Raw genomic sequence first — 12,531 nt, 5'->3', positions numbered from 1 at the left:
TTGCATTCTCTGCCCCGACGTCGACACGCTACAAGAAACAAGCGCTTGCGGGGCATTGCGACAAAGAATGTCCAATTCCTGGACGCGTACTGGCCTTTACTTAACCTTCCTCTGGTGTGCCCACCTCTACGGTTGCCGTGAACTGGTCGAACTCCCAGCTGAGGAGGCATCGTTGAAGGCGTTGCTGGACCGTGCCCGCTCGTTCAGTCGCAGGGTCGATTTCGAGAGCGGTGAATACCGGAAACTGGCCGAGGGGCAATATCCCGAGGCACTCTTCATTACCTGCTCAGACTCGCGGGTCATACCCGCCCTGATTACCGGCGCGCGGCCCGGCGAGATATTCGAGCTGCGCAACGCGGGCAATATCGTGCCGCCGTACGGCAGTCCCGGCGCGTCCGGGGAGGCCGCCACCATCGAGTACGCACTGGAGGTGCTCGGGGTTCAGGACATCGTCGTGTGCGGTCACTCACACTGCGGCGCGATGGGCGCGCTGAAGTCCGGCGACGACCTGACCGCGCTGCCCGGTGTGGACGCCTGGCTCCAGCTGGCCCGCCCCGAACTGGCGCCGGTCCTCGACTCCGCCTCCGACGACCCGTCGCTGCCCGACGTGGCGCAGGGCAACGTCGTCAACCAGCTCGCCGTCCTGCGGACCTACCCGGTGGTGCGGCAGCGGCTTGACGGGGGACGGCTGCGGCTGCACGGCTGGTACTACGAGGTCGACACCGGGCAGGTGCACGAGCGGGAGGGCGACGGCCGGTTCCGGGTGCATGCCGGATGAGCGGGGCGCATGCGCGGGGGCGTGGGGTGGGGCGTACGAAGAAGGCGGCGGCGCAGAGTGTCGCGGCGCCAGCGGTGCCATCGGCGGACAAGGGCTCCAAGTCCGGCTCCAGGCCCGGTTCCACGCCCAACCTCGCCAATGAGATCACCGCCTCCCTCGTCGTGTTCCTCGTCGCCCTGCCCCTGTGCATCGGCGTGGCCGTCGCCTCCGGTGTCCCCGCCGAGCTCGGGATCATCTCCGGGGTGATCGGCGGCCTGGTCGTCGGCGCGGTCCGGGGCAGCACGCTCCAGGTCAGCGGGCCGGCCGCAGGGCTCGCCGCGCTGGTCGCGGAGACCGTGCTGGAGCACGGCCTGGCGATGCTCGGCGTGATCGTCCTGTTCTCGGGCATCCTCCAGATCGTCCTCGGGGTCGTACGCCTGGGCCGGTTGTTCCAGGCGATCTCCCTCGCCGTGGTCCAGGGGATGCTGGCCGGTATCGGGCTGCCGCTGATGTTCAGTCAGGCCTATCCGATGGCCGATTCCAAGGCACCCGGCACGCCGATCGAGAACATGGCGGGCATCCCGGGCCTCTTCGCCGACATCCTCACCAACCCGCAGGCGATGATCGCGACGCTGCTCGGCGTCGCCACGATCGTGCTGAGCTTCGTGTGGAAGAAGGTGCCGGGCCCGGCCAAGAGGATCCCGGCCGCGCTGGTCGCGGTCGGCGTCGGTGTCGCGGTCGCCGCGCTGCCCGGCGTGGACGTGAAGACGCTCCAGGTCGGCAATCTGCTGGCGTCGGTGCGGGTGCCGGGGGCGGGGGAGTTCGCGGGGCTGGCGGACGCGGCGGTCATCACGTCCATCCTCACCTTCACGGTCATCGCCTCCGCGGAGAGCCTGTTCACCGCGGCCGCCGTGGACCGTATGCACAGCGGTCCGCGCACCCGCTACAACACCGAACTCATCGCCCAGGGCGCCGGGAACACGATCGCGGGCATCCTCGGGGCCCTCCCGATCACGGCGGTCGTGGCGCGCAGCTCGGCCAACGTCCAGGCGGGGGCGAAGACCCGGATCTCCCGCACCCTGCACGGCCTGTGGCTGCTGGCCTTCGCGCTGCTGCTGCCGCAGGTCCTGGCGCTGATCCCGATCTCGGTGCTCGCGGGCGTCCTCGTGCACAGCGGCTGGAAGCTGTTCGCGCCGGAGGAGTTCCCGAAGATGTGGCGCCAGGACCGGGGCGAGTGCGTGGTGATGACGGTGACCACCCTGGTCATCGTCGCGACGGCACTGCTGGAAGGCGTCCTCATCGGCCTCGCGGCCGGGATCGTCCTGGCCGCCCTGCGTATGTCGCAGACGGTGATCCGGCAGCACGTCGAGGACGACACGGCGAAGGTCGTCATGGCCGGCAACGCGACGTTCCTGCGGCTGCCCCAGGTCATCGAGGCGCTGGAGAACGCGGCGGCCTCGGGCAAGCCCCGCATCCGCCTGGACCTGACCGGCGTGACGCATCTGGACCACGCGTGCCGCAGCCAGGTGGAGGAGTTCACGGCGCAGCAGCGCGGGACGGGGCTGCGGGTGGAACTGCTGATGCCGGGCCCGGCGAAGACGGAGGTACCCGTCGCCGCCGCACCCGAGCCGACGGACGCCGTCGAGCCGGCGCCGCTGCCGGGGCCCGGGGCCGAGTGGTTCTACCTGGACACCCGGCCCCTGTCCGACGACTACAGCCGAGGGTACGACGACTACGCGCAGCGGCCGCCGTTGGTGGGGTGAGTGCCGCCGGGGCCCCCGACGTCCGCCCCGACTCCTTCACGGGCCCGTCCTTCGCCAACTGGCGCGGCTCCCCCGCCCCGTCTTGAGGGCGCCGTGGACCCTCGATGACCGGGCGGGCGATCGGCATTGGGAGGAATCGGAGCGGCTGACGGGGGTGACGTACGACGTCGTGAAGGTGTGAGCGCCGGGCTTGTGCTCAGGCCGTGGCCCCGCTGCCCACCACCAGGTCGGTGCCCACCACCGACGTGGCGTCGTCCGAGGTGAGGGTGGCCTGCGCGCGTTCGGCGCGGTCGGGCTCAGTCTCGTCAGGGCGGAGAGGTTCACGATCGCGCCCCGTCGTACTTGGGTGGAAGCCTCAGCGCGCGTGCTCGGTGTGGACGAAGCCAAGGGTCCCTGTTGATATCTGGATTTGGCTCCTATCAAGAGACATAGAAACTATGATCACGCTTGTGAAGATCATGAGGCAGGTCAAGTTGATGCCGGATGCCGCGCAGGCACCGGCACTTGAACGCACCCTGCCCGCGATCAACGATGCGGCCAACTGGGCGTCCGAGGTGGCGTTCGAGCACTTCGGCCTCAAAGGAAGCGTCCGTGAGCTGCGGAAGCTGTGTTACGGCGAACTCAAAGCCCGGGGCTTCGGGGCGCAGGCCGCTCAGCACATCATCAAGCGCGTGGCCGATGCCTATACGGCGCTGCGAGCGAACATCCGGGTCGGAAACCTGGGGTCGGAGAAGTCCAAGCGGCGCCGTAAGGCGGAGTCCAAGCCGATTGTCTTCCGTCCGCACGCCGCGCACACGTACGACGACCGCTGTCTGTCGTGGAACTACGACGCGCAGACCGTGAGCATCTGGACTCTGGACGGCAGGGTCAGGAACGTCCGCTTCGCCTGCTCCCCAGACGCGCTCAAGGAGCTTGCCGAGCACCGTCAAGGAGAATCCGACCTGGTGTTCCGGGACGGCAAGTGGTTTCTGATCGCCACCTGCGAGGTGCCCGAGCCCGAGGCCTTCAAGCCGAAGGACTTCATTGGCGTGGACCGGGGTGTCGTCAACCTTGCCACCACCAGTGATGGGGACAACCACCAGGGCAGGCGTCTGGGCCGCTACCGGCGCTGGCAGGCCCGCAAGCGGGCCGAACTCCAGGCCAGGCAGACTCGCTCGGCCAAGCAGCTCCTCAGGAAGCGGGCGAGGAAGGAAGCCCGCCACGCCACCCACGTTAACCACAAGGTGGCCAAGGAAGTCGTTGCTGTCGCCCAACGCACCGAGCGCGGTGTCGCCCTGGAGGAACTCCAGGGCATCCGTGAACGGGTTACGGTTCCCCGCGACCAGCGAGCACGACTCTCTTCGTGGCCGTTCCACCAGCTTGGCGCGTTCATCGCCTACAAGGCGAGGCGTGCCGGGGTGCCGTTCATCGAGGTGGACCCGGCCTACACCTCGCAGCGCTGCCCGCGCTGCGGCCACACCGAGCGCGGCAACCGCCCCACTCGGGACCACTTCCACTGTCGTCGGTGCGGCCTCGCTGGGCCGGCCGATGTCGTCGCCGGGGTCAACGTGCGCACCCGCGCACGCTCGGCGTGGGTATTCGTCAACATGCCCGATCCGGTCCCGGCAATATAGCCGGGACCGGTAGATGTGACCCGTGACCGCCCTGTCGTAGGGGGCAGTCGGGAGCATAAACGGAGCCCTATTCGGGCTGAGTCAACAAGCTCAGTCCGTTGGGGCCGAGTCGTTGACGTACAGCTCGTGCTTACTGCCGACGGGCGTTGTCGTTAAGCGCTTCGCACCTCGTACGTCGCCACCCGCACCGCCTCGTCGTCCAGGCACTGCCCGGTCTCCAGGTCGAACCGCTGCTTCAGCAGTGGCGAGGCCACGAACGGGCGGCCCTGGTGGGTGCCGGTCAGGCCGCGCGAGAGGACCGCCGCGCCACCGAACGGGTCGCGGTTGTCGATGGCGTACAGCTGACCTGCGCGGTCGCGGAACAGGGCCACCTGGCCGCCGTTCGGCAGCAGGGCCGCCACACCGCGTCCGGGGAGCAGGTGGGTCAGGTCGCAGACCGTCAACCAGTCTTCGTCCAGCCGTACTTGGATCTTCAGGTCGGTCGTCTCGGGTGCCAGGGTCATCGCTGGGCGCTTCCTTCCAGGGGGCGTTGGCCGATGGTCAGCAGCGGCAGGTCGGGCTTGATCTGGTCGCGCTCCGGGACGAAGCCGACGACCGGGTCGGGGGTGTCGGGGGCGTTCACGAAGGAGACGAAGCGGGCCAGCTTCTCGGGGTCGTTGATGGTCTCCGACCACTCGTCGCGGTAGTTCGCGACATGGGCCGCCATCAGGGACTCCAGCTCCTCGCAGATGCCGAGGGAGTCCTCGACGACCACGTCACGCACGTGGTCAAGGCCGCCGGGGATCCGCTCCAGCCACACGCTCGTGCGCTCCAGTCGGTCCGCGGTGCGGATGTAGAACATCAGGAACCGGTCGATCAGCCGGATCAGCTCGGCGTCGGACAGGTCCTGCGCGAGGAGGTCCGCGTGGCGCGGGGTCGCGCCGCCGTTGCCGCCGACGTAGAGGTTCCAGCCGCCCGCGGTGGCGATCACGCCGAAGTCCTTCGACTGGGCCTCCGCGCACTCGCGCTGGCAGCCGGACACGGCCGACTTCAGCTTGTGCGGGGAGCGCAGCCCTCGGTAGCGCAGCTCCAGGTCGATTGCCATCCGGACCGAGTCCTGGACGCCGTAGCGGCACCAGGTCTGGCCTACGCAGGACTTCACCGTGCGCAGCGACTTGCCGTACGCGTGCCCGGACTCGAAGCCCGCGTCCACCAACCGGGCCCAGATCAGCGGGAGTTGCTCCACCCGCGCGCCGAACATGTCGATCCGCTGGCCGCCGGTGATCTTCGTGTAGAGGCCGAAGTCCCGGGCGATCTCGCCGATCACGATCAGCCCCTCCGGGGTGATCTCACCACCGGCGATCCGCGGGACGACCGAGTACGAGCCGTTCTTCTGGATGTTGGCGAGGAAGTGGTCGTTGCTGTCCTGCAGGGCAGCCTGCTCGCCGTCCAGGACATAGCCGCTCGCGCCGATCGTCGGGGCGAGGGAGGCGATGATCGAGCCGACCGCCGGCTTGCAGATCTCGCAGCCGTCGCCGCCCCGGGCGCCGTCGCGGCCGTAGCGGTCGAGCAGGTCCTGGTAGGTGTTGACGCGCAGGGCGAGGACGATCTCGTACAGCTCCTCGCGGGTCTGTGCGAAGCAGCCGCACAGGCCTTTGTCGACCTCGACGCCGGAGGCCTCCAGCTCGGCGGTGACCAGCTGGCCGAGGACCTTGACGCAACTGCCGCACGTCGTACCGGCCTTGGTGCACTTCTTCACCTCGGGCACGGTGGTGCAGTTGTGCTCGGTGACGGCGCCGCGGATCGTGCCCTTGCGGACGTTGTTGCAGGAGCAGATGATCGCGTCGTCCGGCAGCGCGGCCGGCCCGATCTGGGCGGGCGCCCCGGCACCGGCCGGCAGCACCAGCGACTCGGGCGAGACCGGCGGGACCGAGCCGGTGAACGCCTTCAGCGTGCCGTACGCCTCCGCGTCGCCGACCAGGATGCCGCCGAGCAGTGTGCCGTCGCGGCCGATGACCAGCTTCTTGTACAGGCCCGCGCGGGAGTCGGAGTACACGACGTCCAGGCAGTCCTCGGTGGTGCCGTGCGCGTCACCGAAGGAGGCGACATCCACGCCGAGCAGCTTCAGCTTCGTCGACAAGTCGGCGCCGACGAAGGCGGCTTCGTCGGACGCGATCGTCGCGGCCGCTGTCTCCGCCTGCTCGTATCCGGGGGCCACCAGGCCGTACACCCGGCCGTCCGCCGCCAGCGCGCACTCGCCGATCGCGAACACATGCGGGTCGGCGACCGTACGGCACTGCTCGTCGACCGTGATGCCGCCGCGCTCGCCGACCGTCAGACCGCAGTCGCGGGCCAGCTGGTCGCGGGGGCGGACACCGGCGCTGAACACCACCATGTCGGTGGCGAGTTCGGAGCCGTCGGACAGCTTCATGCCGGTGACGGCGCCCTCGGCGTCCGTCACGATCTCCTGCGTGCCCACACCCGTGTGCACGCTCAGGCCCATGTCCTCGATGGTGCGCAGCAGCGCCGCGCCGCCGCCGTCGTCGACCTGCACCGGCATCAGCCGCGGCGCGAACTCCACGATGTGCGCCTCGACGCCGAGGCCCTTCAGCGCCCCGGCCGCCTCCAGGCCCAGCAGACCGCCGCCGACCACGGCACCGGTCGTGGCCCTCGTCCTCGCGTACTCCTCGATCGCGAGCAGGTCCTCGATCGTGCGGTAGACGAAGCAGCCGGTGGCGTCCTTGTTCGGGACGGGAGGCACGAAGGGGTAGGAGCCGGTGGCGAGGACGAGGACGTCGTACTCGAAGACCTCGCCGGACCTGGCCGTGACCTTGCGGGCCTCGCGGTCCACGGCGACGGCCGGGTCACCGATGTACAGCTCGATGCCGTGCGTCGCGATGAACTCCATGTCCGTCATGGACAGGTCCTCGGCGGTCCTGCCCGAGAAGTACGAGGTGAGCGCCACGCGGTCGTACGCCGGACGCGGCTCCTCGCACAGCACGACCACGCGGTGCGTGGCGGTCAGGCCGCGCTCGGCGAGCGCCTCCAGGAAGCGCTGGCCGACCATGCCGTGGCCGACGAGCACGATCGTGGGGGTGGCCTCCGTGGCCTCCGGGGTGGCGGTCATCAGGAGCCTCCATCGTTGGTGAGCAGGTGGAGCAGCGGGGCGTCGTCGGGGAGCGGCTCTGCTCCCTCCCAGGCGCGGGCGAGCGCGCCGACGGTGCCGAGTTCGCCGACGAGAACCCCGCCGACCAGGCGGTCGTCGCGGACGACGACCTTGCGGTAGGTGCCGCGGGTGGCGTCGGCGAGCTGCACGACGTCGTCGCCGGGACGCGGCTCCGTCTCGCCGAAGGCGGCGAGGTCGAAGAAGCCTTCACCGGCCAGCGTCAGCCGGGTCAGTGCCCGGGTGCCGGTGTAACGGGCGTCGCCGTCCCCCACCAGCAACTCGGCCAGAACATCCGCCTGTTCGAGCGCCGGGGACGCGAGGCCGTACACCTGGCCGTCGTGCTGGACGCAGTCGCCGATCGCCCGGATGTGCGGGTCGGAGGTGCGCAGTTCGTCGTCGACGAGGATGCCCTTGTGGACGGCGAGGCCCGCGTTCTGGGCGAGACCGACGCGCGGGTGCACCCCGCAGGCGATGACCACGAGGTCCGCGTCGAGCGCGTATCCGTCGGCCATCTCGACCGAGCGGACCGCACCGCCCACCGAGCGCACGTCACGCACCCGGCACTCGGTGTGCACCTCGACGCCGAGGTCGACGAGATGGCGCCGGACCAGCTTCGAGGCGGCCGGGTCGAGTTGACGCTCCATCAGCCGCTCGGACTGCTGGGCGAGTACGACCTGTGCGCCGCGCAGCGCCAGGGCGCGGGCCGCGGAGACCCCGAGGAGCCCGCCGCCGATCACGACCGCCCGCGCACCCGGCCGTACCGCCTTGGACAGGCCCAGGCAGTCGTCCATGGTGCGGAAGGCGTGGACGCCCTCCGGCAGTTCATGGTCCGGGGTGAACAGCCCGCGCAGCGGCGGCAGCACCGCGTTGGAGCCGGTGGCCAGGACGAGGGTGTCGAAGCGAATCGCCGACCCGTCCGCGAGATGTACGGCTCGCATCTCGCGGTCGATGCCGGTGACCCGGCCCCGGGTCAGCTCCGCGGGCGCCGGCAGGGCGATCACCTCGGGGCTGTACCGCCCGGCCAGCACCTCGGCGAGCAGCACCCGGTTGTACGGGCGGTGCTCCTCGTCGCCGACGAGCGTCACGGGCGTGCCCAGCTCGCCGAGCCGCCGGGCGAGCCGTACGCCCGCGAGGCCGGCGCCGATCACCACCACACGCGTATTCGAGGTCATGGTGTCGAGCGTGCGGTGCGGGTGTTTCCCGACCGCATCACGTCTGTTTCCCATGAGGAACGCTGCCCTCAGCGAGGCCCGGGGGTGGGTGTGAGGGTTCGGCGGGCGCGGTGGGGGTGGGCTGTGAGGCCGGATGCGCGGGCGGCGCGGTGGGGTGAACCGTACCTCCGGTCTCCGTGCAGCCCCCATCGCATACGACCGGCGGCGAAGGGACCCTTGAGACATCGGCTTTCGGCAGCTCACGCTCAGGGGGATGCGTCATGGACCTCATTCGGAAGATCCCGGTGCCGGACCCGGGACCGGCGCAGCGGGACGTCGCCGCCGTGTGGGTCTGGCGGCTCGTGCGCGAGCCGTTCACCGCGGCGACGTGGCGGCGCACCGCGTATGCGGTCACCGCTCTTCCGATCGGTGTGGTGTGTGTCCCCCTCGGCCTCGCGGGCCTGCCGGCCGGGCGCTGGCAGCGGGGGCTGGCACGGACGCTGCTCGGCGCGGCTCCGGCCCGCGGCTCCCGCTCCGGGCTGCTGCACGCGCTGGTCGCGCTGCCGCTCAACCTCGTCACCGCCGTCGTCACGGTGTACGGCTGGTCGATCGTGCCCATGAACCTGGGCTGGCCCCTGCGGGCGGGCGGCGACCCCGCCGACGCGTGGGGCGGACCGACGTATCCCGGCGCCTGGGCGTTCCACGCGATCGTGGGCGGGCTCGGCTTCCTGCTGCTCATGCCCTGGGTCGTGCGCACCCTGACCGGGCTCCAGCTCCGGTGGGCCCGTACGGCCCTCGCCTAGGTTGGCCGCTGTGAATCGCCTGCGCTCCCTCGCCGCCGCCACCTTCGGCCGCCGCGCCCTGGCCGCCCTGCTGTACGCGGTGATCGCCTTCCCGCTGGCACTGGTCGGCTGCGTACTGGTCCTGGTCGGGCTGGTGGTGGGCGGGGCGCTGTCCGTGACCACGCTGGGGCTGTGGCTGATCGCCGGGACGGTGCGGGGGGCGATGGCGCTGGGCACGGTGCAGCGGGGGCTGGCCCGCGGACTGCTCGGCGTGGAGATCGAGGAGCCGACCCCGCCGAGCGGCGCAGGGGTGCTCGGGTGGCGGCGGGCGGTGCTCGGCGAGCGGGTCGGCTGGCGGGCCGTCGGATGCGCGCTGGCGACCCCGTTCACCGCGGTGCTCGGGCTGGCGGCGATCTTCGTCGGATACGTATACGGCGTCCTGTTCACCCTGCACCCGCTGCTCAAGCACCTGAACTACCGGACCCTGCACCACCCCGACGGTTCGGTGTCGCGGGTGTCGCTGGAGTTCTTCGGGTACCAGGTCGACAGCTGGCCGCGCTGGCTGATCCCGGTCGCGGCCGGACTGCTGCTGCTCGCCGTCGCCCCCGGCCTCCTGCGCCACGCCCTCACACCCCACCGACTCCTGCTGACCGCGCTGCTCGGCCCGAGCGCCGCCGACCGCCGGATCCGCGCCCTGGAGGAGACCCGCGCGCACGCCGTCGAGGACGCCGCCGCCACCCTGCGCCGGATCGAACGCGACCTGCACGACGGCACCCAGGCCCGGCTCGTCGGCCTGGCCATGCATCTGACCGTGATCCGTGAGCTGGTCACCGCAGGAGCCGACGGCGAGCGCGTCCTCGCCGTGGTCGACACCGCCCGCGGCAACGCCACCCAGGCCATCGTCGACCTGCGCCACCTGGTCAAAGGCATCCACCCGCCCGTCCTGGACGAGGGCCTGCCCGCGGCCCTCGCCACCCTCGCCGCCGACTGCGCCCTGAGCGTCGACGTCACCACCGACATCCGCGCCCGCCCCACCCCGGCCGTCGAGTCCATCGCCTACTTCTGCGCCGCCGAACTCCTCGCCAACGCCACCAAACACAGCGGCGCCGACGCGGCCACGGTGACCGTCGCCGCCCACGACGGCCTGCTGCGCCTGCGCGTCGCCGACGACGGCGGGGGCGCAGCGGTGATCGGCGCGGGCTCCGGACTCACCGGGCTGCTGGCCCGGGTGCGCACGGTCGACGGCACCCTCACCTGCGACAGCCCGGCGGGAGGGCCTACGGTGGTCACGGTCGAGCTGCCCTGCGCCTGACCCGCCCGCCCGGACCGCCCCCGACCGCCGATCGGAGCCGCATGCGCGTCGTCATCGCCGAGGACAACGCCATCCTGCGCGAGGGAATCGTGCAACTGCTCCAGCTGCGGGACGTCGAGGTCGCCGCCGCCGTCTCCGACGCCGAGGCGCTCCTGGCCGCCGTCGCCGAACACGCCCCGGACGTCGCCGTCGTCGACATCAGGCTGCCGCCCGACCAGAGCGACGAGGGCGTACGGGCGGCCCTGCAGCTGCGGCGGGAGCACCCCGGCCTGGGCGTTCTGCTCTTCTCGCAGTACGTCGAGACCGTGCACGCCGCCCGGCTGCTCACCGAGCCCGCCGGGTTCGGGTACCTGCTGAAGGAACGGGTCGTCGACATCGGGGAGTTCGTGGCCGCGCTGGAGCGGGTCGCGGCCGGCGGCACCGCGCTGGATCCCGAGGTCGTCGCCCAGCTCTTCGGCGCGAGCCGGCGCGCCACGGCCCTGGACGCGCTCACGCCCCGGGAGCGCGAGGTGCTCGCGCTGATGGCCGAGGGCCGGACGAACCACACCATCGCGACCGCGCTCACGGTCTCCGAACGGGCCGTGGAGAAACACGTCGCCAACATCTTCACCAAGCTGGACCTGCCGCCGTCGGAGACGGGACATCGCCGGGTACTGGCCGTTCTCAGATATCTGGAGGGCACGCGCGCGTGAGGGACCGGGCCCGGTCGAGGAGCCGGGTCACGCGCCGCCCTGCCGCCGCACCGTCTCGTGCAGCCGGTCGATGAGGTGGCCCTTGCGCTCGATCGTCAGGTCGAAATAGGCCGCGGCGCCGGCCGACCGGCACACACCGTGCACGGCCTCCTTCGCCGACCGCTTCAACTCCACGGCCCGGGCGGAGAGTTCGAGGAGGGTGTCCCGCAGCCGAGGGTGGCCAAGGACGTACGCCTTGAGCCGAGCGCCCGTGAGGCCGTCCGGGTCCTCCGGAGCCGTCCCGGAGCCGAGCAGTTCCAGGAAGACCCGGTTGCCGAGCCCGTCGAAGTCCTCGTGGGTGTTGGCGCCGCCGAGCTCCGGCACGACGTCCGTCAGGTCGTTGAACAGCTGGCTGGCCAGCCCGAGCCGGCGCATCGCCCCGTCCAGGACGTCCTGCTCCTCCGGGCCGACGCGCAGCCCCGCGAGGGCCGCGTCCAGGGGCATCCGGAACAGGGTGCCGGTCTTGCGCTCGGCGACCGACTCCCAGAATTGCACCCGCATCTCGGCTGAGGCGGCCGGCAGTTCGGCGCGGGTGTCCGCCGACCGGGTCGCCAGGTCGAGGGCCTGACCGGTGAAGCCGTGAGCGACGCTGCGGGCCAGGCTGTCCGCCACGGCCGGGTCCGCCGCGTGCCGCAGGGCCTGCATGATCAGCCAGCAGCCGGTGTTGAGGGCGACCGGCACGCCGTGGGTGACATGGAGCGCGGGCTCGCCGTAGCGGACGTCACTGTCGTCCTGGATGTCGTCGAGCACGACAGCGGCCTTCAGCAGGACCCGCACGGCCACCGCCACCCGCCGCACGACGGCCAGGTCCGCCGAGGCCTCCTCGTCCGGCAACTCCTCGGGGAAGCCCCGGTAGTTGCGATACGCCCAGTACACCATCGACGGCCGCAGCGGGCCCGCGCCGCCGGGCGCCCCCGGGGCCGGGGGCAGTGCCTGCTGGCCCACCTTGGAGCCGAGCGCGTCGGAGACCGGGGCGTGGAGGGAGCGGTGCAGGGCGGCGCCGTGCAGGGAGGTCGTGCCGGGTGCCAGGGAGCCGAGGAACGTGCGCAGGTCGCCCTCCAGCAGCGCGGCATCACGGCGTACGACGTGCTCCACCCGCGTCGCGGTCATGTCCGGGTCCGCATCCATGCTCGGATGGTGCTGTGCTCCAGCAAAGCAGTCAAGATCGCTTTTGCGTCACTCGCGACGAAAAGGGGCCGTTACCGTCCTGCTCATCGCTCTCAATACCCTCACCGCCCCCCTCCGTCCCGACCTCGTCGCGACCTCTGCGACAGCGA

10 protein-coding genes and 1 pseudogene are annotated in these 12,531 nt (G+C 71.2%); 6 read left to right on the top strand and 5 right to left on the bottom strand.

From position 1 onward, the window contains the following. Nucleotides 1–172: 172 nt before the first annotated feature. Both OG254_RS16140 and OG254_RS16135 read left to right on the top strand, forming a co-directional pair. Nucleotides 173–778, top strand: coding sequence for a carbonic anhydrase (locus OG254_RS16140; RefSeq protein ID WP_405582271.1), 606 nt, complete (start codon nucleotides 173–175; stop codon nucleotides 776–778). Next, nucleotides 775–2,520 (top strand): SulP family inorganic anion transporter, encoded by a 1,746-nt coding sequence (locus OG254_RS16135; protein ID WP_405582268.1) that lies wholly within the window; start codon nucleotides 775–777, stop codon nucleotides 2,518–2,520. The genes OG254_RS16140 and OG254_RS16135 overlap by 4 nt, the downstream gene beginning before the upstream one ends. A 196-nt stretch (nucleotides 2,521–2,716) precedes the next feature. Here the strand turns inward: OG254_RS16135 and OG254_RS16130 are convergent. After that, nucleotides 2,717–2,836: pseudogene (locus OG254_RS16130) on the bottom strand (short-chain dehydrogenase); the annotation flags it as partial. Nucleotides 2,837–2,996: 160 nt separating this feature from the next. On the opposite strand from OG254_RS16130, the gene OG254_RS16125 reads away from it, so the two are divergent. Beyond that, the gene (locus OG254_RS16125) at nucleotides 2,997–4,133 is read left to right on the top strand and encodes an RNA-guided endonuclease InsQ/TnpB family protein (protein ID WP_405582266.1); all 1,137 of its coding nucleotides are present in this window, start codon (nucleotides 2,997–2,999) and stop codon (nucleotides 4,131–4,133) included. 152 nt (nucleotides 4,134–4,285) lie between these two features. Here the strand turns inward: OG254_RS16125 and nirD are convergent, their stop codons facing one another. From nirD to OG254_RS16110, 3 genes are read right to left on the bottom strand one after another with little or no spacing between them, the layout of a single operon-like run. Next, nucleotides 4,286–4,636: a nitrite reductase small subunit NirD gene (gene nirD, locus OG254_RS16120; protein ID WP_405582263.1), complete on the bottom strand. Its 351-nt coding sequence runs from the start codon at nucleotides 4,634–4,636 to the stop codon at nucleotides 4,286–4,288. Next, entirely contained in the window at nucleotides 4,633–7,239 is a 2,607-nt protein-coding gene (gene nirB / locus OG254_RS16115; RefSeq protein ID WP_405582261.1) for a nitrite reductase large subunit NirB, read from the bottom strand. Before nirB ends, nirD begins: the two co-directional genes overlap by 4 nt. After that, nucleotides 7,239–8,450, bottom strand: a complete 1,212-nt coding sequence (locus OG254_RS16110; protein WP_405582258.1) for an NAD(P)/FAD-dependent oxidoreductase — start codon at nucleotides 8,448–8,450, stop codon at nucleotides 7,239–7,241. The genes nirB and OG254_RS16110 overlap by 1 nt, the downstream gene beginning before the upstream one ends. A gap of 260 nt (nucleotides 8,451–8,710) precedes the next feature. Here OG254_RS16110 and OG254_RS16105 point away from each other — a divergent pair, with 260 nt between their 5' ends. The 3 genes from OG254_RS16105 to OG254_RS16095 are packed head-to-tail and all read left to right on the top strand — an operon-like array spanning nucleotide 8,711 to nucleotide 11,215. Next, nucleotides 8,711–9,232, top strand: coding sequence for a hypothetical protein (locus tag OG254_RS16105; protein ID WP_405582255.1), 522 nt, complete (start codon nucleotides 8,711–8,713; stop codon nucleotides 9,230–9,232). Nucleotides 9,233–9,242: 10 nt separating this feature from the next. Then, a complete protein-coding gene (locus OG254_RS16100; protein WP_405582252.1) occupies nucleotides 9,243–10,523 on the top strand; it encodes a sensor domain-containing protein in 1,281 nt (426 codons plus the stop codon). Between the two features lie 41 nt (nucleotides 10,524–10,564). Continuing rightward, complete coding sequence (locus OG254_RS16095; protein WP_351187373.1) at nucleotides 10,565–11,215, top strand: response regulator transcription factor; 651 nt, start codon at nucleotides 10,565–10,567, stop codon at nucleotides 11,213–11,215. A 27-nt stretch (nucleotides 11,216–11,242) separates the two neighbouring features. Here the strand turns inward: OG254_RS16095 and OG254_RS16090 are convergent, their stop codons facing one another. Next, the gene (locus tag OG254_RS16090; RefSeq protein ID WP_405582250.1) at nucleotides 11,243–12,382 is read right to left on the bottom strand and encodes a polyprenyl synthetase family protein; all 1,140 of its coding nucleotides are present in this window, start codon (nucleotides 12,380–12,382) and stop codon (nucleotides 11,243–11,245) included. Nucleotides 12,383–12,531 lie beyond the last annotated feature (149 nt).

Origin of the sequence: Streptomyces sp. NBC_01092 (genome assembly GCF_045039535.1) — a bacterium.
Lineage (GTDB): Bacteria > Actinomycetota > Actinomycetes > Streptomycetales > Streptomycetaceae > Streptomyces.
The sequence above is the reverse complement of the archived record's forward strand: the minus strand, read 5'-3'. Positions and strand labels throughout refer to the sequence as shown.

Excerpts from the sequence above, each read along its gene's own strand:
- OG254_RS16135 (WP_405582268.1), top strand. The coding sequence starts at position 775 with ATGAGCGGGGCGCATGCGCGGGGGCGTGGGGTGGGGCGTACGAAGAAG.
- OG254_RS16125 (WP_405582266.1), top strand. The coding sequence starts at position 2,997 with ATGCCGGATGCCGCGCAGGCACCGGCACTTGAACGCACCCTGCCCGCG.
- nirD (WP_405582263.1), bottom strand. The coding sequence starts at position 4,636 with ATGACCCTGGCACCCGAGACGACCGACCTGAAGATCCAAGTACGGCTG.
- nirB (WP_405582261.1), bottom strand. The coding sequence starts at position 7,239 with ATGACCGCCACCCCGGAGGCCACGGAGGCCACCCCCACGATCGTGCTC.
- OG254_RS16110 (WP_405582258.1), bottom strand. The coding sequence starts at position 8,450 with ATGACCTCGAATACGCGTGTGGTGGTGATCGGCGCCGGCCTCGCGGGC.
- OG254_RS16105 (WP_405582255.1), top strand. The coding sequence starts at position 8,711 with ATGGACCTCATTCGGAAGATCCCGGTGCCGGACCCGGGACCGGCGCAG.
- OG254_RS16095 (WP_351187373.1), top strand. The coding sequence starts at position 10,565 with ATGCGCGTCGTCATCGCCGAGGACAACGCCATCCTGCGCGAGGGAATC.
- OG254_RS16090 (WP_405582250.1), bottom strand. The coding sequence starts at position 12,382 with ATGGATGCGGACCCGGACATGACCGCGACGCGGGTGGAGCACGTCGTA.